Annotated in this window: 18 protein-coding genes; 6 read left to right on the plus strand and 12 right to left on the minus strand. The window is 33.6% G+C overall.

From position 1 onward, the window contains the following. Positions 1–80: 80 nt before the first annotated feature. A complete protein-coding gene (locus tag HGPG_RS09000) occupies positions 81–365 on the minus strand; it encodes a hypothetical protein (protein WP_019125758.1) in 285 nt (94 codons plus the stop codon). Between the two features lie 265 nt (positions 366–630). Between HGPG_RS09000 and HGPG_RS09005 the strand changes: the two genes are divergently transcribed. From HGPG_RS09005 to HGPG_RS09025, 5 genes are all read left to right on the plus strand, one after another. Further along, on the plus strand, positions 631–1,956 hold the full coding sequence (locus tag HGPG_RS09005) for an aspartate kinase (RefSeq protein ID WP_019125759.1): 1,326 nt from the start codon (positions 631–633) through the stop codon (positions 1,954–1,956). After that, positions 1,943–2,923, plus strand: a complete 981-nt coding sequence (locus HGPG_RS09010) for an aspartate-semialdehyde dehydrogenase (RefSeq protein WP_019125760.1) — start codon at positions 1,943–1,945, stop codon at positions 2,921–2,923. The genes HGPG_RS09005 and HGPG_RS09010 overlap by 14 nt, the downstream gene beginning before the upstream one ends. A 1-nt stretch (position 2,924) precedes the next feature. Next, positions 2,925–4,106: a homoserine dehydrogenase family protein gene (locus HGPG_RS09015; protein WP_019125761.1), complete on the plus strand. Its 1,182-nt coding sequence runs from the start codon at positions 2,925–2,927 to the stop codon at positions 4,104–4,106. Then, complete coding sequence (gene thrB / locus HGPG_RS09020) at positions 4,103–6,397, plus strand: homoserine kinase (RefSeq protein ID WP_019125762.1); 2,295 nt, start codon at positions 4,103–4,105, stop codon at positions 6,395–6,397. Before HGPG_RS09015 ends, thrB begins: the two co-directional genes overlap by 4 nt. Before the next feature lie 114 nt (positions 6,398–6,511). After that, positions 6,512–7,015: an ECF transporter S component gene (locus HGPG_RS09025; RefSeq protein ID WP_019125763.1), complete on the plus strand. Its 504-nt coding sequence runs from the start codon at positions 6,512–6,514 to the stop codon at positions 7,013–7,015. Positions 7,016–7,065: 50 nt separating this feature from the next. Here the strand turns inward: HGPG_RS09025 and hslO are convergent, their stop codons facing one another. Genes hslO through hpt form a run of 7 tightly spaced genes read right to left on the minus strand, consistent with a single transcriptional unit; the run spans position 7,066 to position 11,494 of the window. After that, positions 7,066–7,986 (minus strand): Hsp33 family molecular chaperone HslO, encoded by a 921-nt coding sequence (gene hslO / locus HGPG_RS09030; RefSeq protein WP_019125764.1) that lies wholly within the window; start codon positions 7,984–7,986, stop codon positions 7,066–7,068. A 29-nt stretch (positions 7,987–8,015) separates the two neighbouring features. Next, on the minus strand, positions 8,016–8,282 hold the full coding sequence (locus HGPG_RS09035) for a Txe/YoeB family addiction module toxin (RefSeq protein WP_019125765.1): 267 nt from the start codon (positions 8,280–8,282) through the stop codon (positions 8,016–8,018). Next, on the minus strand, positions 8,279–8,536 hold the full coding sequence (locus HGPG_RS09040; protein ID WP_019125766.1) for a type II toxin-antitoxin system Phd/YefM family antitoxin: 258 nt from the start codon (positions 8,534–8,536) through the stop codon (positions 8,279–8,281). The genes HGPG_RS09035 and HGPG_RS09040 overlap by 4 nt, the downstream gene beginning before the upstream one ends. A gap of 50 nt (positions 8,537–8,586) precedes the next feature. Further along, entirely contained in the window at positions 8,587–9,321 is a 735-nt protein-coding gene (locus tag HGPG_RS09045; protein WP_019125767.1) for a class I SAM-dependent DNA methyltransferase, read from the minus strand. Beyond that, entirely contained in the window at positions 9,318–10,055 is a 738-nt protein-coding gene (locus tag HGPG_RS09050) for an SIR2 family NAD-dependent protein deacylase (RefSeq protein WP_019125768.1), read from the minus strand. The genes HGPG_RS09045 and HGPG_RS09050 overlap by 4 nt, the downstream gene beginning before the upstream one ends. Positions 10,056–10,065: 10 nt before the next feature. After that, positions 10,066–10,980, minus strand: coding sequence for a type II CAAX endopeptidase family protein (locus HGPG_RS09055; RefSeq protein WP_019125769.1), 915 nt, complete (start codon positions 10,978–10,980; stop codon positions 10,066–10,068). Next, entirely contained in the window at positions 10,967–11,494 is a 528-nt protein-coding gene (gene hpt / locus HGPG_RS09060) for a hypoxanthine phosphoribosyltransferase (protein WP_019125770.1), read from the minus strand. The genes HGPG_RS09055 and hpt overlap by 14 nt, the downstream gene beginning before the upstream one ends. 97 nt (positions 11,495–11,591) lie before the next feature. On the opposite strand from hpt, the gene HGPG_RS09065 reads away from it, so the two are divergent. Continuing rightward, complete coding sequence (locus HGPG_RS09065) at positions 11,592–12,110, plus strand: DUF4364 family protein (RefSeq protein ID WP_019125771.1); 519 nt, start codon at positions 11,592–11,594, stop codon at positions 12,108–12,110. 126 nt (positions 12,111–12,236) lie between these two features. Here HGPG_RS09065 and HGPG_RS09070 read toward each other — a convergent pair whose 3' ends face one another. From HGPG_RS09070 to HGPG_RS09085, 4 genes are all read right to left on the minus strand, one after another. Then, the gene (locus tag HGPG_RS09070) at positions 12,237–14,738 is read right to left on the minus strand and encodes an ABC transporter permease (RefSeq protein WP_036732063.1); all 2,502 of its coding nucleotides are present in this window, start codon (positions 14,736–14,738) and stop codon (positions 12,237–12,239) included. Further along, positions 14,701–15,378 carry an ABC transporter ATP-binding protein gene (locus tag HGPG_RS09075; protein ID WP_019125773.1) on the minus strand — a complete coding sequence of 226 codons (678 nt, stop codon included), beginning with the start codon at positions 15,376–15,378 and terminating at the stop codon, positions 14,701–14,703. Before HGPG_RS09075 ends, HGPG_RS09070 begins: the two co-directional genes overlap by 38 nt. Before the next feature lie 88 nt (positions 15,379–15,466). Further along, complete coding sequence (locus tag HGPG_RS09080; protein WP_019125774.1) at positions 15,467–16,339, minus strand: sensor histidine kinase; 873 nt, start codon at positions 16,337–16,339, stop codon at positions 15,467–15,469. Continuing rightward, positions 16,327–16,980, minus strand: coding sequence for a response regulator transcription factor (locus HGPG_RS09085; RefSeq protein WP_019125775.1), 654 nt, complete (start codon positions 16,978–16,980; stop codon positions 16,327–16,329). The genes HGPG_RS09080 and HGPG_RS09085 overlap by 13 nt, the downstream gene beginning before the upstream one ends. Between the last annotated feature and the right edge of the window lie 142 nt (positions 16,981–17,122).

A 17,122-nucleotide genomic window follows, 5' to 3' on the forward strand; every position in this document is an offset into this window, starting at 1 on the left:
CAGTTTTATCTGCGGTTTTTTATTTTTTAATGATTATAAATAATATTAATTTTTTAAAAATTGTCATTAAATTGCTATTTTTATAAAATTATAATATTCTTTTTGTATTCTATTTTATTTTCCTGGCAAAATTCACAAAATTTTAGAGAGCTAAATTTTAAGCCGAAGGCTCTTTTTAATTTTATTTCTGTGTCCATTTCTCCCTTTAAACCTAATTTTTCTTTAAGAATTTTGTAATTATCCTTATCTAAATAATAGGTAACCTCAATGTCATCACCGCCAAAGAGTTCTACATCGTAATCTTCATAACCTATTAGGAAGGAGCCATCTTCTCTTTTCTCAAAAAATAATCCACTGCTTTTCATTTTCTACCTCCTTAAAATCCCTTGCCCTTCTATTAAATTTTTACCCGATTTTTATTTTTGTTAGCTTGTTTTTTCTCCTATAACTTTTTAAAATTTTTTGTTTTTGCAATAAACCTATTTGGCTGACCTTTCATTGACAATCGGACTAAATAATTGTATAATCGTAAAAATTACTTTTTAATTTTTTCTGTTTTTTTGTACTAAACATGAATTTTTTAAACATAATTTTATACTTACTTATTTTATTTGAAAAAAGGAGAAAAAGATGAAAGTTACAAAATTTGGTGGCAGTTCTCTTGCAGATGCTGTTCAACTGAAAAAGGTTAAGGATATTATCATGGAGGACCCTGACAGATCCTATGTCGTTGTGTCTGCGCCGGGCAAAGGCGTTAACAACAATCACAAGGTTACTGACCTTCTAGCAATGTGTCACGAGCTAAGTGACCATGATTTGAATTTTAATGAAGTTTACAAGATCATCGAGAATGTTTTTATTAATATTGTTGATGATCTTGTTTTGGATATTGACATCAAAAAAATTTTGGCTGATGTGAAAGATGAAATCACCAGGGGCGCAAGCTACGACTTCGTAATCAGTCGTGGCGAATTTATCAGCGCTCAGGTCCTTGCTAATTATATTGGCTATGATTTTGTGGATGCAAGGGACTTAATTGTTTTTAATGAAGGGACTTTAGATTTAGACAAGTCCTGTGAAAATATTAGAAATATTTTGACTAAGCACGACAGGGCTGTTGTGCCTGGTTTTTATGGCTTAGATGAGTTTGGCAAGGTCCACACTTTTTCTCGCGGCGGTTCTGATGTCACTGGTTCTGTCATTGCCTCTGCCCTAGATGCAGAGATGTATGAAAACTTTACTGATGTAAGCGGCTTTTTAGTTGCCGACCCAAAAATTGTAAGGGACTCATGCCCAATTGGCACTATTACTTATAAGGAGCTTCGCGAGCTTTCCTACATGGGCGCAAAGGTCCTTCACGAGGAGGCAATCTTCCCTCTTCGCGACAAAAATATTCCTATAAATATTAAAAATACTAATGCTCCTCACGAAGAAGGCACTTTGATTTTGTCTAAGTGTGCTTATAAAAATAAAAATATTGTGACGGGCATATCTGGCAAAAAAGATTTTACTGTTATTAATCTTGAAAAGGTAAATATGAACACTGAAAAGGACTTTTTCAGGAAGCTAACTACTGTCTTTGAATCTAACGACCTTTCCATTGAGCACATGCCATCAAGCATTGATTCTGTATCTGTCATTGTTTCTGATTCGCAAATTGCTCCAAAGTTAAATAAGGTCATGGAAGAGCTAAAAATCTATTTGAATGTGGACAGTATCAGTTGGGAGCGTGACATCTCCCTTATTGCAGTTGTTGGCCGCGGCATGATAAATGAAAAGGGCGTGTCTTCAAGGACCTTTACTGCTCTTGCCCGAGCTGGCGTAAATATTAAGATGATAAGCCAAGGTTCCAGCGAAATTAATATTATTATTGGCGTTGAAACTAAGGATTTTGAGAAAGCTATTGAAGCTATTTACAGAGAGTTTTACAAGGAGGAAAAAGATGAAGAAAATTAATGTGGCAGTTGTTGGTGCAACTGGTCTTGTTGGAAGTATGATGTTAAAGGTTTTGAGCGAGGAAAATTTCCCCATTGACAATTTGTACTTGTTTAGCTCAAAAAAATCTGCAGGAAAAATTATTAATTACTGCGGCAAGGACTACACTGTTGAGGAGTTAAAGGAAGACTCCTTTGATGGAAGAGACATTAAGGTTGCCCTCTTCTCTGCTGGCGGTTCTGTCAGCGAAAAATTTGCTCCTATTGCTGCAAAGGCTGGCGTAACTGTTGTGGACAATTCCTCTGCCTTTAGGATGGACCCAGAAGTTCCCCTAGTTGTTCCAGAAATCAACCCTGAGGATATTAAGATGAACAAGGGAATTATTGCCAATCCAAATTGCTCAACTATTCAGTCAGTCCTTCCTCTTAAGCCAATTCACGACAAGTACAAGATTAAGAGAGTTATCTATTCAACTTATCAATCTGTATCTGGCTCTGGCATCAAGGGAATTTCTGACCTTGAAGAGGGAACAAATCTTGCCTACAAGTATCCGATTGTAAATAACTGTATTCCACAAATCGATGTCTTCTTGGACAATGGTTACACAAAGGAAGAGATGAAGATGATTAACGAAACTAAAAAAATTCTTCACGACGACTCCCTACTTGTGACAGCTACAACTGTGCGTGTTCCTGTAAAAAATTCCCACAGCATTTCTATAAATGTTGAAGTGGAAAAGCCCTTTGAAATTGAAGATGTGAAAAAAATTATCGCCCACTATCCTGGCATGATTTTAAAGGACGATCCAGCCAATGAAATTTACCCAATGCCACTCATGTCAGCTGACAAAAACGAAGTTTATGTTGGAAGAATTAGAAGAGACTTCACTGTTGAAAATGGCATCAACCTTTGGTCCTGTGCCGACAACATTAGAAAGGGCGCTGCAACTAATGCTGTGCAAATAGCAAAAAAACTCTTGGAGGTTTGATTTGAAAATTGCAATAATGGGCTTTGGCACTGTGGGAACAGGCGTCGAAGAAATTTTGTACAAAAAGAAAAAAGATTTACTGAAAAATAATTTTGACATAAAAATAGAAAGAATTTTAATAAAAAATAAAAATAAAGAGAGAAATCCTCACGACAAGACTTTAAATTTCACAGATGATTTTGACGAAATCTTAAATTCTTCTGTAGACACAGTAATTGATGTAACTTCAAATTTAGAGGAAACTTATGAGAGAATTGTAAAGCTCATGAAATCTGGCAAAAATATTGTCACTGCCAACAAGGCTGTGGTCTCAAAATATTTTGAAGACTTAAATGACCTTGCCAGAGAAAATAATGTTTACTTTGCCTATGAGGCAGCCGTTGCAGGTGCTATTCCCATAATTCATCCCCTCATGGAGGAAGTTTTCTTTAACGACATCTATGAAATTTCTGGAATTTTAAATGGAACTTCAAATTATATCCTCTCAAAAATGGAAAGAGAAGGTCTTGATTATGATGAGGTTTTAAAAGAGGCGCAAGAGCTTGGCTATGCAGAGGCTGACCCTTCTGCCGATGTAGGTGGGCTTGATGCCATGAGAAAAATTAGGATCCTCTCTTCCCTAGCTTACAGGGCAAAAATTAGTGAAGATGAAATTTTTACCTTTGGCATAGATAAGGTGAAAAAATCTGATTTTGACTTTGCCAAAGACTTTGGCTACTCCCTTAGACTTCTTGGCAAGTCATCTTTAAGTGATGGCAAGATAAATATTTCTGTCATGCCAAGATTTTTAAGAGATGATTTTTTTGCAAATACCTTTGATGGAACCAATGCCATAAAAATTCAGGGTGAAAATTTTAAATCCTATGAACTAAAGGGACCTGGCGCAGGAAAACTTGAGACAGCCGATGCAATTATGCGCGACCTTCTTAGAATCCTTGCCAAAAGAGAAATAAAAACTTTTTACCAGGCAGAAAATTCCTACCCAGTAGTAAATAATTTAGAAAAAAAATATTACTTGAGATGCCAAAAAGTTTCTGACGACCTAAAAAATTTAATCTCAGCAGAAAAAATTGTGGGAGAAGACCACCATTTAATTACAAAAAATCTTAGGCTTGAAGAATTAATTCATGCTATAGGCGACTTAGAAGGCATCTTCATTGCAGAAATAGAGGAGGAAATATGAAGTTTTTATCAACTAGAAATTCCAACTTAAAAATATCAGCCAGGGAAGCAATTGTAAAGGGAATCTCTGATGACGGCGGACTTTTTGTGCCAGAATCCTTCCCAAAATTTGACATAAGTAAAAATTTAAATCTCAAATACACTGACCTTGCCCACAAAATTTTGTCCCTATACTTGACTGACTTTGACAGCGAGGAACTTTTAAGGCTAATAGAAAAATCCTATGGGACTTTTGAAGAAGAAATTGCAAGGGTAACTTGTAAAAAAGATTTTTACCTAGAGCTCTATCATGGAAGAACTGCTGCCTTTAAGGACTTTGCTTTGTGTCTTCTTCCCAACCTCTTGTCCTATGCCAAAAAATCTCTTGGCATAGAGGAAAAGACTTTGATCCTCACTGCGACTTCTGGCGACACGGGAAAGGCTGCTCTTGAAGGTTTTTACAACACAGAAAATATAGACATCTTAGTCCTATATCCAACAGAGGGAGTTTCTGCCATTCAAAAAAGGCAAATGGACTCCACAGACTCACTGAACTCAAAGGTTATTTCCATTGACGGAAATTTTGACGACGCCCAGTCTGCTGTGAAGAAAATTTTTAAGGATGGCGACATAAAAGAGCAACTAAAGGAAAAAAATATTTACCTTTCTTCTGCCAATTCAATAAATATTGGCAGGCTACTGCCACAAATTATCTATTACTTTTATGCCTATGCTGATTTAGTAAGGGCAGAAAAAATTTCCTGCGGCGACAAAATTTCTTTCTGCGTGCCTACGGGAAATTTCGGCGACATCTTGGCTGGCTACTACGCAAAAGAAATGGGTCTTCCAATAGAAAAGCTGGTCATTGCATCTAATTCAAATAATGTATTAACAGACTTCTTTAAGACTGGAAGATACGATGCCAATAGAGAGCTTAAAAAAACTATTTCGCCTTCCATGGACATTTTGGTTTCAAGTAATTTGGAAAGACTAATTTACCACAAGTCATCTGATAAACTTGTAAGAGAAAAAATGAAAGAGCTTGCTGAAAATCATGCCTTTGAATTTAAAAATGACTTCAGTGAATTTTTGTATGGCTATGCCAGTGAAGATGAAACAAAAGCTACTATTGCCAAGACTTTTAGGGAAGAAAATTATTTAATCGACCCCCACACAGCTGTGGCAAAGCACATAGTAGATGAGCTTTCCTTAAAAAATACAGTGATTCTTTCTACTGCCAGCCCCTACAAATTTTCTTCATCAGTCCTATCTGCCCTTGGCGAAAAAGTCTCACTTGATGAGTTTGAAAATATTGACGCCCTTTATGAGATCTCTGGCGTAAAAATTCCTTATGAAATAAAAAAATTGAAGGACAAAAAAATTATCCATAAGACAAAAATAAATAAGGATCAAATAGATGAAGAGGTCCTAAAATTTGCCAGCCGTGGCAAGAGAATTGCTGTGCCTGCAACTTCTGCCAACCTTGGACCGGGCTTTGACACTCTGGGACTTGCCTTAAACTTATATAACACTTGTGAATTTAAAATAAGCGAAGACACAAAAAACTTTGATGAGAATGTTAAAAATAATTTGATTTATGAAGCCTACGCCAAAAGCTTTGAGGTCTGTGGCGAAAAAATTGTCCCCGTAGAATTTGACCTGGCATCAGACATACCCATGTCTCGTGGACTTGGCTCTTCTGCAGCCTGTGTAGTCATGGGGCTAATGGCAGCCTTTGATGTTATGAAAAAAGATTTTGACAAAAAAGAAATTTTAAAAATTGCAACAGACATGGAAGGTCATCCTGACAATGTTTCTCCAGCAATTTTTGGCGGAGGGACAGCAGCAATTTACCATGGAGACCAAGTTTTTGTAGAAAAATTTAATGTTTCTGACAAGATAAAATTTTTGGCGCTAATTCCTGACTTTAAACTCAGCACAAAGCTTGCTCGCCAAGCACTGCCAAAGACTTACACTAGAGATGATGCAGTCTTTAACATCTCTCGCCTATCACTTTTGATTTTGTCACTGATTTCTGGCGACGAGGAAAATATAAAAGTTGCCCTGGAAGATAAAATCCACCAGCCTTACAGGTTTAAACTCATACCAGAGATTAACCAAATAGAAAAAATAATAGGCGAAAGCCCTGCCCTTGGTCACTACCTAAGTGGTGCCGGCTCGACTCTGATGATTCTTCTTGACAATGAAGACAAAATTTCAGAAGAGTTTATAAAAAAGCAAATAAAAAAATTAAAGGGCGATTACAAGGTCTTGCCTCTTGAAATCGACAAGACTGGAGCCTTTATAATTTAAAAAATTTTGAAAAGTAAAAATATTTTTACAAAAGGTCGCATTGTCGACCTTTTTTTCTTTATTTATGACATAAATAGTGCTATTATAAAATTAACAAAATAAAAAGGAGCAATCATGAAAAATTTTAAAGTAAAAGACTTAGTTATCACATCACTTTTTATCGCACTTGTCTATGTATTTACATGGATTGTAAAAATTCAGCTGCCCTTTGCACCTAATGGAGGACTCATCCACCTTGGCAATGTTCCCTTCTTCTTGGCTGCAATATTTTTTGACAAAAGAGTTGGCATGACAGCAGGCGCTCTCGGCATGGGACTCTTTGACCTCACAAGTGGCTGGGTTTTGTGGTCTCCTATGACCGTTATATCAGCACTCATCATGGGTTACATACTTAACAAATTTAATTACAAGCACTTGAAGTTGAAAAATTTACTGCTTTCCTTTGTCCTAGTTGCCCTAGTAAAGGTTGTAGTTTATTACATTGGAGAAGTTTTTATACTTTCATCCTTTGTAACGCCGCTGGCATCAATACCAGGCAACATCATTCAAATTGCAGTTTCATCTGTAATTGTACTTGTAATATTAAAGCCAATGGAAAAAGTTTTTAAAAATATTTAAGCACGAAAAAAGATAGGCTCTCACCTATCTTTTCTTTTGCAAATTTTTACTTAAAAATTATCATGAATAACAATTTCTCTATTTTTATTTATGTCCTCTGCCTTCTTTAACATTCTCTCGAGGTCACTTTCGTCAAAGTTATAGACCTTGTCGCAGAAGTAGCAGGAGACTTCAGCCTTTTTGTCTTCTCTTAAAATTTCTTCAATTTCCCTTGGACCAACTGAAACAATTGCATCTTCAACCTTTTCACGAGAGCAGTTGCACTTGTAAGTGATCTCTCTCTTTTCGAGAATTTTAAAATCAATGTCCTTCATGAGGATTTCAATTAATTTTTCTGCGTCGTGATATTCATCTAAAATTGAAGTTACACTTGGAAGGCCCTTTAAATTTTCTTCTAGTTTAGAAATTTGCTCTTCAGTGGCATCGGGCATTAGCTGAATAATAAAACCGCCAGCAGCCTTTATTGAATAGTCCACATCCACAAGAACTCCTAAACCAACTGCTGATGGAACTTGATCTGATTGAAGAAAATATACTGCAAGATCTTCTGCAATTTCGCCCGTTGTGAGATTAACTGTTCCTGTGTAGGGCTTTTTCATGCCCGTATCCATGACTAAAGTTAAATTACCTTCGCCAACAATTCCAGCCACATCAATTTTTCCGTCGGCTTCCCTAGTTGGAAGGTCAGCCCCAGGATTTGTAACATAACCCTTTACATAGCCGTCATTTTTGCAAGTTGCAACAATTTTTCCAGCAGGTCCATTGCCGTTTATGGAAAGAGTTATGGAGTCCTTTTCATTTTTTTGCCATGAGCCAATAATTGCAGCCGCAGTTAAAACTCTACCTAAAGCAGCACTTGTAGTCTTTGATAATTTATGAATCTTAGCCGCCTCTTCCACTACATCAGTGGTAATGGCAGCAGAAATTTTTATAGTTTCACTTTCGTCTATTGCTCTTAAAATATATCCCAAATTTTCCTCCTAAAAAAAGATAGCCTCTGCTATCTATTTTTCTTATAATGTTCTGAACAGGAAATTATAATTAACAAATCTCCTTCAATTTTGTAAATTAGTCTATCTTCTATATTAATTCTCCTGGACCAATATCCGCTTAATTGGTAGCGCAAAGGCTCAGGCTTTCCAATGCCCTCGTAGGGGTTTCTCATTATATCTTTTATTAATTCATTTATTCTCTTTAAAGTTTTTTTGTCAGTATTTTGCCAGGACAAATATTCCAAAAAAGCCTTGTCGTGAAATAATATTTTCATTCTATGTCAATGAGTTCTCTTTCTTTATAAATTCCCTTTTCAACGTCCTCTGCTCTTTGTATTAATTCTTTATAATACTTTGGATCTTTCATGATATGAGCATTTTCTATTAAATTATTGTATTCATCTAAACTTATTACAACAACATTTTTGTCATCTTTTCTTGTAACCAAAACTGTTTCCAAGTCGTCAACGGCTGCGTCGCAATAATCTTTCAAATTTTTTCTAAGTTCACTATAATTAACAGCTAACATAAGCTCACCTCTTTAAAGATATTGTACAACATCTTGTACTCTATTGCAATCTACTTATAAAATTTTCTTGCGACAAGAGTGAATCTTGAAGTTTCATCTCCCACTTCTTTAAACTCATAGTCGTCGTAAACTTCTATTTCCTTAAATCCAATTTCTTCCAACAAATTTTTCACCAAGCTTAAGTCGTATGCCCTCTCTAAATGTTCCTCGTAAAATCTCTTGTAGTCATTGTCCCTTATGTTTCTAAAAAAATTAACTCCGTAGGTGTTTAGTTTTTCTTCTTCATCGTAGATATTTTCCCAAATATATAAAACATCATCAACTTCGTCCACTGTCACTGGGGGAATATTTTTAAATTTGTATTCTGTATTGAGGTCAAAAATAAAAATTCCATCTTCCTTTAAGTAAGCGTAAGCAGATTTTATTGCCGCCTCAAAGTCCTTGACATCTGTCAGGTAATTTAGGCTGTCGCCAACAGAAATTATTGCATCATAAGATGCTGGTGCAGAAAATCCCGCCATATTTTGCTTGAATAACCTTAAATTTTTACTTCTTATTTTATTTTGGCAGACGCTTAACATGTCATCAGATAAGTCAAAGGCGTGAAGCTTGTAGTCCCTTGCCAACTTTTCTGTCAGTCCACCTGTGCCACAAGCCATTTCTAAAATTAATTTAGGCTCTAGAGACTTTTTCCCTAGAAGGTCCCTTATAAATTTATAAATTTTCTCATAGTCAAGATCGTACATGAGCTTGTCGTAAAAATATGCGAAATCTCCATACATCATGATCTTTTTTCAAGCTCCTTTAAAATTTCTTGAAGAACAACTGAAGAATTTTCATGAATAACTACATCTGCTCGCCTATCCATTGGCGTAGGGTCATTATTTATTATGATTAAGTGGTCCACATAGTTTGGCAAAAAGTTTACTGGTGAAACTGTAAGTGATGAGCCAACAACTATTAGGGTGTCTGTGTCATTAAGCTCTCTTGCTCCCCTGTCGAAGTCGTCGGGCATCATGTCGCCAAACATTACAACATTTGGACGAATTGTGCCGCCGCAATGATCGCACTTAGGTGGTATTTCTCCCCTTTCAACTTTTTCACGCATAAGGGCGAAGGGATATTCCCTGCCACATTTCATGCAGTGAGTGCCACGAGTTTCACCATGAACTTCGTAAATATTTTTTGAGCCTGCCTTGGCATGAAGGTTGTCGATGTTTTGCGTAATAATTCCTGCAAGAAAGCCTTCCTCTTCCATTTTTGCCAGTGCCTTGTGTCCATCATTGGGCTCTTGGTCGTTTAAGTCCTCAAGAATCTTGTAGCCTTCCTTATAAAAAATTTCTGGATGATTTATTAGTCTATCCTTGGAAAGGGCAAGCATGGGGTCCATCTTGGAATAATAGCCAGAGGAAGATCTAAAGTCAGGTATGCCTGAATCTGTAGAAATTCCTGCGCCAGTTAGGGCAAAAACTTTTTTTGACCTTAAAATTAAATCAGCTGCTTCTCTTATCTTATCCATATCCTACCTCCTAAAAAACAATGTAGTGATAGATGAAATACAAAATCACAAGGGCAATTATAGGCACGAAGTTAAATAAATCAATGCCTTCCACATCTCTGTACCTAATTTTTATTTCCACATCCTCTTGATTTTCCTTCTTCAAATTTTTAAGGATTAGTCTAATTAAAATCACAGAAAAAATTGAAACTACAATAAGTAAAATTATAATTGAAAGCTCAAGGGAGCCAATTTCGCGAGAAAGTTTTGTCTTGCGCAAAAATTCAAAGAGCCTTTCATTGACATACCTTGCCGTCAAAACTGCTATGACATTGTTGACAAAGTGCGCCACTATGGCTGGGATTATAGAACCTGTAACTTCGATTAAACTTGAAAACAAAAGTCCCAACAAGAAGGGGGCGATAAAATTTTGTATGTCAAAGTGAAATAGGGCGAAGACAAGGGCAGATACCACTATGGCAAACCTCTCCCCATAGACATTATAGGCGTTAGTGAGAGTTCCCCTGAAGAAAACTTCTTCGCAAATAGCAGGCACCAGGCACATAAATATTAAATAATTAAAAATTGGAACATTTTGCAGCATTAACTCCATGGGGAAATTTTTGTATTCAATAAAATTTGAAAGAAGGGACAAAAATATTCCATTTAAAAGTAAAATCACTGGGTAGGACAAAATCACAAGAATGATTGTCTTTAAAATGCTCTCACCAGAAATCTTTTTAATTTTTAAAACCTCTTTAATATTTCCCGTTGAAGAAATGAGAATTGCTGGGATTAAAATAATAAAAATTTCCGTAATAAAAGTTCCCCAAAAGCTGTATTTCTCTTGAATATTAAAACCAAAGGTCAAAAAAATAATTGCAAGCACAAGAGTCAAGGAGTTGACGCTCATGACATTTAAATTTTTCTTTTTATATCTTTTCATTTTTTTCCTTATAAGTGTAGATGTAAGGCATATTCCTGTAGTGGTCGCCATAATTTAAACCGTAGCCAACAATAAAAATATCATCAATTTCAAAGCCAACATAGTCAGCAGATACATCTGCCTCTCTCCTTGAAGGCTTGTCAAGTAAGACGCAAGTCTTTAAGGACTTTGGATTGTAGCTTAAAAGTTTTTCCTTCACTGCATAAAGAGTGTTTCCTGTGTCTAAAATATCGTCTACAACAAGGACATCTCTGCCCTCTATATTTGTGCGTAGGTCCGTCAAAAATCTCACCTCTCCACTGGAAGACTCACTGTGTCCATAGGATGAAGTTGTGAGAAAATCTATCTCAACTAATTTATCAATCTCTCTAACTAAGTCTGCCGCAAAAATAAAGCTGCCTCTCAAAAGAGAAATGACTACGAAATTATCATCAAAGTCTTCTGTAATTCTTTTGCCCAGACTTTCTACCTTTTCCTTTATCTCTTGACGAGAAAATAAAATTTGTCTTTCCATAATTCCTCCACATACATTATATCAAAAAATGCTGAAAATTCATCTTTAATTGCTATTAGAAGCCCAGCTTTGGTATAATTTAAGAGAAGGTGATAACATGGAAAAAAGTTCCTTTGAACTTGCATTAAATAAATTATTGATCCTCTACATAATAGATAAGTTTAACCACAAACTAAAGGAAAATGACCTCTCCTATTTTGTACTAGACATAGAGCTCTTTAACTACTTTTACTTCAAACAGTACTTAAATGACTTGGAGTCAACGGGGCTTGTCCTCTTTGACGGCGACAAAAAATATTATCTATCAGAGGATGGAGAAAAGACCCTAGATATTTTTTATGAGCAAATACCTGAAGAAAATATAAAATTTTTAGATGAGAAAATAGATTTATATCGCCACGAACTTCTCCTTAAAAATTCAGTTTCAGGAGAAACGCTTGAAGAAGATGGTATAAACTTCGCCCACCTAAAAATAAAGGACGACGAAATAGCTGTCTTGGACTTAAAAATCGAAACAGCAGATGAAATCATGGCAAAAAAAATTTCTGCAAACTTTAAAAAGAATGCAGAAAATATTTATTCGGAAATATTAAAAATTTTGACAGAAGAAAATTAGAACCGGAAGGCTCATTGAATTATGGATTTTAGAAAAATTGATTTAGAGAGTCTTTAGGTGGCAAGATAAAAGGCTATGAGTTTTAATACTCACAGCCTTTTTTATTTCTAGTTAACATAAAAATTGTTATTCTAAACTTCTTATTCTATCTACAAGACTGTTATTGCTATGCTTTTCATAGAACCTACCTGTAAATATTATCCCAATAATTATATTTACTAAGTTTACAAGTATAAGTGGCAGAATTACAAATTTATAAGAAGTCCACTGAGTCTGTTCAATAAAATCCATCAAGATAAATTTATCTACAAGAAGCATAATGAGAAAAGAAAATATTAAGCCACATAAAGAATAAACCAAATTCTTTTTTACCAAATATTTTTTGATATTTTTCTTTGTCATTCCAATTGCTTCAAGAATTGATAAGTTAACCATATTTCTCAAAATTTCAGTAGCAATAACATTTATAAAATTCAGTACAGAAATTAAAAATAATACTATAGATATACTATAACCCACAAATTCTATAAGATTTTTGAAATCTTTAAAAGACTTTATTTGAAGATCTCTTGAGTCATAGGAAAAGTCTGGGTTATTTTCAAAAGTTTTTAATAACTTATCAAAATTTTCCTTTTCACTATCTTCTACATCAAATCCATAAGACATAATACTCTTATCTCCTGTAAGCTTGTTATATTCATTAGGATTCATATAAATATATTCCAAACCTAAAGTAGGACTTGACTCATCGTTTATATCTTCCTTAATTACAGGAAAATACCTAAGCCCATTAGAAAAATTGTACATAATCTTACCCATAACCTGAACTTCTTTGACCCTGTTTTTCACATTAATTTTTATTTTATCGCCAGCTTTAAATGCAGATTTTTTATCTCCATATTCTCCTATGATAACATAATTTCCTGTTTGCCATTTTTCTTTATCGAAGTCTCCGTCTATAAATTTTTGTTTGTTTATTATATAATCATCTATTCCTAGTAATATTGATGCAACTTTATTATCTTCTATTTTTATATCTGGATAATCGTACTCATAACCATAATAGTATAAGGCTCCCCCAGCTTTAAATCCCTTTTGATTTTCTATTTCATCAATGAAATTATCCTTGATACCGTCCTCACTTCCTGAGTACATATATCTAAAATATTTTGGACTTGCTATATTATAATCCGTTGCAATTACATCTGAAATGCCCTTTTCTAAATCAATATTACCGGTATAAGTTAAAACACTGTTTAAAATAACAGCAGATAGACTAATAGAAAGAACTATCGAAATAAATCTAAATTTATTGGAAAATACTTGTCTTCTAGCAAGCTTTCCTAGAGAAATATCCTCGCTTTTATATTTCTTTTTTATCATGGTTTCGTTGTATTTGCTTGCATCTATTGGAGAAACTTTTGCTGCATACCTTGCAGGTCTCATAACTGATAGAAATACTGTAAGCAAAGTAAAGGCTGTCGAAAATAAGATAATTATGATTATTACCGCTAGAGATAATTTTACATCCGTTAACATCTCATTATTTGCAAATATTTTATTTAAAATAATTTTCCCGATAGAAATTCCTACTATATCTCCAACTATTATTGATGGAAGGGAGGCTGCTATAGACTCAAGATGAACAAGTTTTTTGATTTGCGGCTTTGTCATTCCAATTGTTTTTAAAAGTCCCAGTAGTTTAATGTCTTCATTTACGGATATCTTAAAAATATTGTTTATTATTAAGTAGCCTGCGACTATTACCAAAATTAAAAAAGCTAAGAAAGGTAAAAATGTTTTAAAATCAAAACTAGAATCACCAGATAAAATATAAGCAAAGTTAACACCAATTCTTATTTCTTTATCAGATAAATTTCCAGGGTCATCTACCACTTTATAACCATTTCTCTCTGCAATTTTTATAAGTTTATCCCTTATCATAAAGGAATTCTTTAGCATTACTTCCACGTCATTATTATTTTCTGGAAGTGATAATTTATCTACATAAGCTTTTGATAAATAGATTTGTCCTACACCAACATTTGAGTCAATAGGATTTTGAAAGGTTCCAGATATAATAAATTTATCACTATTCTTTTCGATAATCTCTCCCGTGTAAGGTTTTTCTATTTTAAAAGGAACTTCTATCTCTTCTCCGATTTCTCCCTTATAACCTAACTTTTTTGCAGTTGCTAAATCTATAAATACGTCCTTTTCTTTTTCAGGAAATTTCCCTTTAACTTTTTCTATTAGCGACCATTCAAATCCATTGTTATCTATATAGGATAGTTCTGCACTTATTTTTTCATCATCAAGAATACCAACTTTCTCTCTTATTGAAAATTCCTTTATGTCTTTATCCTTGGATAAAATACTTATGTCTTTGTCAGAAAGTTCTTTAAAAGAGCCATGACTAATTGTGCCAATAGTTTTCATCGTTTGGGTTTCCATGCTTTTTCCTAAACCTAAGGCTACGGAAAACAGACTTGTAAATAGTATAGAAGTCAAAGCAATTGCTAATAAGAGAATATTTCTCCTGCTTTTATTCGCATTTAAAATATTTTTTGCAAGACACCTTATATAAGCTTTATTTTTGACTTTCATTATTTCCCACCAGCCTTCCATCTTCTATTCTTAGAGTTTTTTCTGCGGCTTGAGCAACAGCATCATCGTGAGTAATCATAAGAATAGTATTTCCAAGCTCTTTATTAATCTTTTTTAACAAGTAAACAACTTGCGAAGATGATTTTGAATCTAAATTTCCTGTAGGTTCGTCAGCTAGAATTAAAGATGGTTTAGTAACCAAGGCTCTTGCTATAGCAACCCTTTGTTGCTGTCCACCTGATAATTCATTAGGCATTTTATATTTTTGATCACTTATCTCAAGTATATCTATTACAGAATCAACATATTTTTTATCTACCTTGTCCCCATCAAGACCAAAGGGAATAATTATATTCTCATATACATTTAGCATGGGCAAAAGATTATATGCTTGAAAAACAAAACCGATATTTCTTCTTCTAAAAATTGTCCTCTCATCATCTTTCAATGCATAAATGTCGGTATCATCAATTAAAACTTTTCCGCTTGTAGGATAATCAAGTCCTCCTAATAAATGTAATAGGGTTGATTTACCAGATCCAGATGCTCCAATTATAGAAATAAATTCTCCTTTTTCCACATCGAAAGATACTCCATCAAGAGCTCTTACTTCCACATCATTTGTTTTATAATATCTTTTTAAATTTTCTACTTTTAACATTTCTATCACCTCTTTACATTTAATATAACATTCATATCTTACAAAGTACTTACAAGACTTCTTACAGTTTTGTAAGAAAAAAGACTTCTCACAAGGGGAAGTCTACTAAAAATTTTATTCTGTTATTATCCAAAGACGCTCTTATATTTCCACCATGTTTTTCTATAATTTCTCTGGCTATAAAAAGACCTAACCCCAAACCGTCCTTGGAAATTGAATTTTTTCCTCTATAAAATCTTTCGAATATTTTTGGCAAGGTTTCTTCTGATAAGTCTTTGCACTCATTTTCTATGTCTAAATTATAGTTTAGGTAAGATTTATAAACTGAAATATTAATAGTAGAACCATTGGGCGAGTATTTTATAGCATTATCTACTAGATTGTGGATAGCTTCTTTAAGCCATCTTTCGTCCAAATTGAAAATTAAGTCTTCGTCTTTTAAATTTATGCCTATACATTTTTCATCTAATATCACTTTAAATTCTCCTAAAACATCTTCTACAATGTCTTTTAAATTTGCTTGATGTTTTTGTAAGGAAATAATATCAGATTCGAGCCTAGAAGATTTTACTAGGTTTTGAATTAAAAATTCTAGTTTATTAAGTTCATACTTTATAATTTCAAGATACTCATCTTTCGGATCATCTTCTAAAAGACTAATGTATAAAGAAAGGTTGGTAATTGGTGTCTTGGTTTGATGTGATATATCTGCTATTAAATCTTTTGTTTTACTTTTTTCTGTATTTATTTTCGCTTCTTTTACTTGGCTGGCATACAAAAACTTAATGAGCTTTGATTTTATTTTAGATAATTCCTTTTCATCAAATTCTGTAATTTCTAAATTTCCATCCAAAGCCTTATCAATATAGTCTGAGAGTTCGTGCATTTCACTTCTCAAGACAATATATTTATATAAAATAATTCCAATTATAAGAGCTAAAAGACCTATTAAAAATTCCATTTATATCCAACTCCAAAGACTGTTTCTATTGGGTCATAGGGTTTTAATTTGTTTCTTATTCTAGAAATATTGACACTCAATGTATTTTGATCAATAAATTCATCATCTATTCCCCAAACAAAATCAAAAAGTAGTTCCTTAGTAATAACTTGAGACTTGTTTTTTATCATGTAGTATAAAATTTTTGTCTCTGTCCTTGTGAGATCTATATTTTTATTGTCTACATAGAAAGTATTTTCATTAAAATTAAAGTCTAGACCATCTTTCTTATAAAGATTTAAATCACTAGACACTATTTTTTCAAAAGCTCTTTTTATCTTTGCCTCTAATATTCCCAAAGAAAAAGGCTTGGTTAAATAGTCGTCTGCCCCTAAATTTATGGCTGAAATGATATATGCTTCAAGATCTATGGCAGATAAAACTATAATAGGAATTGATGAAGTTTCTCTAGTATATTTTATTATTTCAAGCCCATCTCCATCTGGTAAGTTCATATCAAGTAAAATCAAATCCGCATCATCAATAAAATTTTTAGCTTCAATAATTGTGTTTACAGAAAAAATTTCATATTCTTTATTTAAGGCTATGGAAAGTCCTTTATTTAAATTATTATCATCTTCAATTATTAGTATCTTCTTCATAATCTATCCTTGAAAATTTTTTTACTCCTCAAAAAAATTCTGCCTTATAACTCTTATAAAAAATATTATACAACATTTTAAAAATGAATATTTGCAAATTGCTTTATTCTGTAAATTTAAATAAATATTTGTAAAAAAAGGC

It is taken from the genome of Peptoniphilus grossensis ph5 (assembly GCF_000311825.1).
GTDB classification, from domain to species: domain Bacteria; phylum Bacillota; class Clostridia; order Tissierellales; family Peptoniphilaceae; genus Peptoniphilus_A; species Peptoniphilus_A hominis.

Bases quoted from the DNA above. Each gene is read 5' to 3' on its own strand.
- HGPG_RS09000 (WP_019125758.1), bottom strand. From the start codon at position 365: ATGAAAAGCAGTGGATTATTTTTTGAGAAAAGAGAAGATGGCTCCTTC.
- HGPG_RS09005 (WP_019125759.1), top strand. From the start codon at position 631: ATGAAAGTTACAAAATTTGGTGGCAGTTCTCTTGCAGATGCTGTTCAA.
- HGPG_RS09010 (WP_019125760.1), top strand. From the start codon at position 1,943: ATGAAGAAAATTAATGTGGCAGTTGTTGGTGCAACTGGTCTTGTTGGA.
- thrB (WP_019125762.1), top strand. From the start codon at position 4,103: ATGAAGTTTTTATCAACTAGAAATTCCAACTTAAAAATATCAGCCAGG.
- HGPG_RS09025 (WP_019125763.1), top strand. From the start codon at position 6,512: ATGAAAAATTTTAAAGTAAAAGACTTAGTTATCACATCACTTTTTATC.
- HGPG_RS09035 (WP_019125765.1), bottom strand. From the start codon at position 8,282: ATGAAAATATTATTTCACGACAAGGCTTTTTTGGAATATTTGTCCTGG.
- HGPG_RS09040 (WP_019125766.1), bottom strand. From the start codon at position 8,536: ATGTTAGCTGTTAATTATAGTGAACTTAGAAAAAATTTGAAAGATTAT.
- HGPG_RS09045 (WP_019125767.1), bottom strand. From the start codon at position 9,321: ATGATGTATGGAGATTTCGCATATTTTTACGACAAGCTCATGTACGAT.
- HGPG_RS09050 (WP_019125768.1), bottom strand. From the start codon at position 10,055: ATGGATAAGATAAGAGAAGCAGCTGATTTAATTTTAAGGTCAAAAAAA.
- HGPG_RS09055 (WP_019125769.1), bottom strand. From the start codon at position 10,980: ATGAAAAGATATAAAAAGAAAAATTTAAATGTCATGAGCGTCAACTCC.
- hpt (WP_019125770.1), bottom strand. From the start codon at position 11,494: ATGGAAAGACAAATTTTATTTTCTCGTCAAGAGATAAAGGAAAAGGTA.
- HGPG_RS09065 (WP_019125771.1), top strand. From the start codon at position 11,592: ATGGAAAAAAGTTCCTTTGAACTTGCATTAAATAAATTATTGATCCTC.
- HGPG_RS09070 (WP_036732063.1), bottom strand. From the start codon at position 14,738: ATGGAAGGCTGGTGGGAAATAATGAAAGTCAAAAATAAAGCTTATATA.
- HGPG_RS09075 (WP_019125773.1), bottom strand. From the start codon at position 15,378: ATGTTAAAAGTAGAAAATTTAAAAAGATATTATAAAACAAATGATGTG.
- HGPG_RS09080 (WP_019125774.1), bottom strand. From the start codon at position 16,339: ATGGAATTTTTAATAGGTCTTTTAGCTCTTATAATTGGAATTATTTTA.
- HGPG_RS09085 (WP_019125775.1), bottom strand. From the start codon at position 16,980: ATGAAGAAGATACTAATAATTGAAGATGATAATAATTTAAATAAAGGA.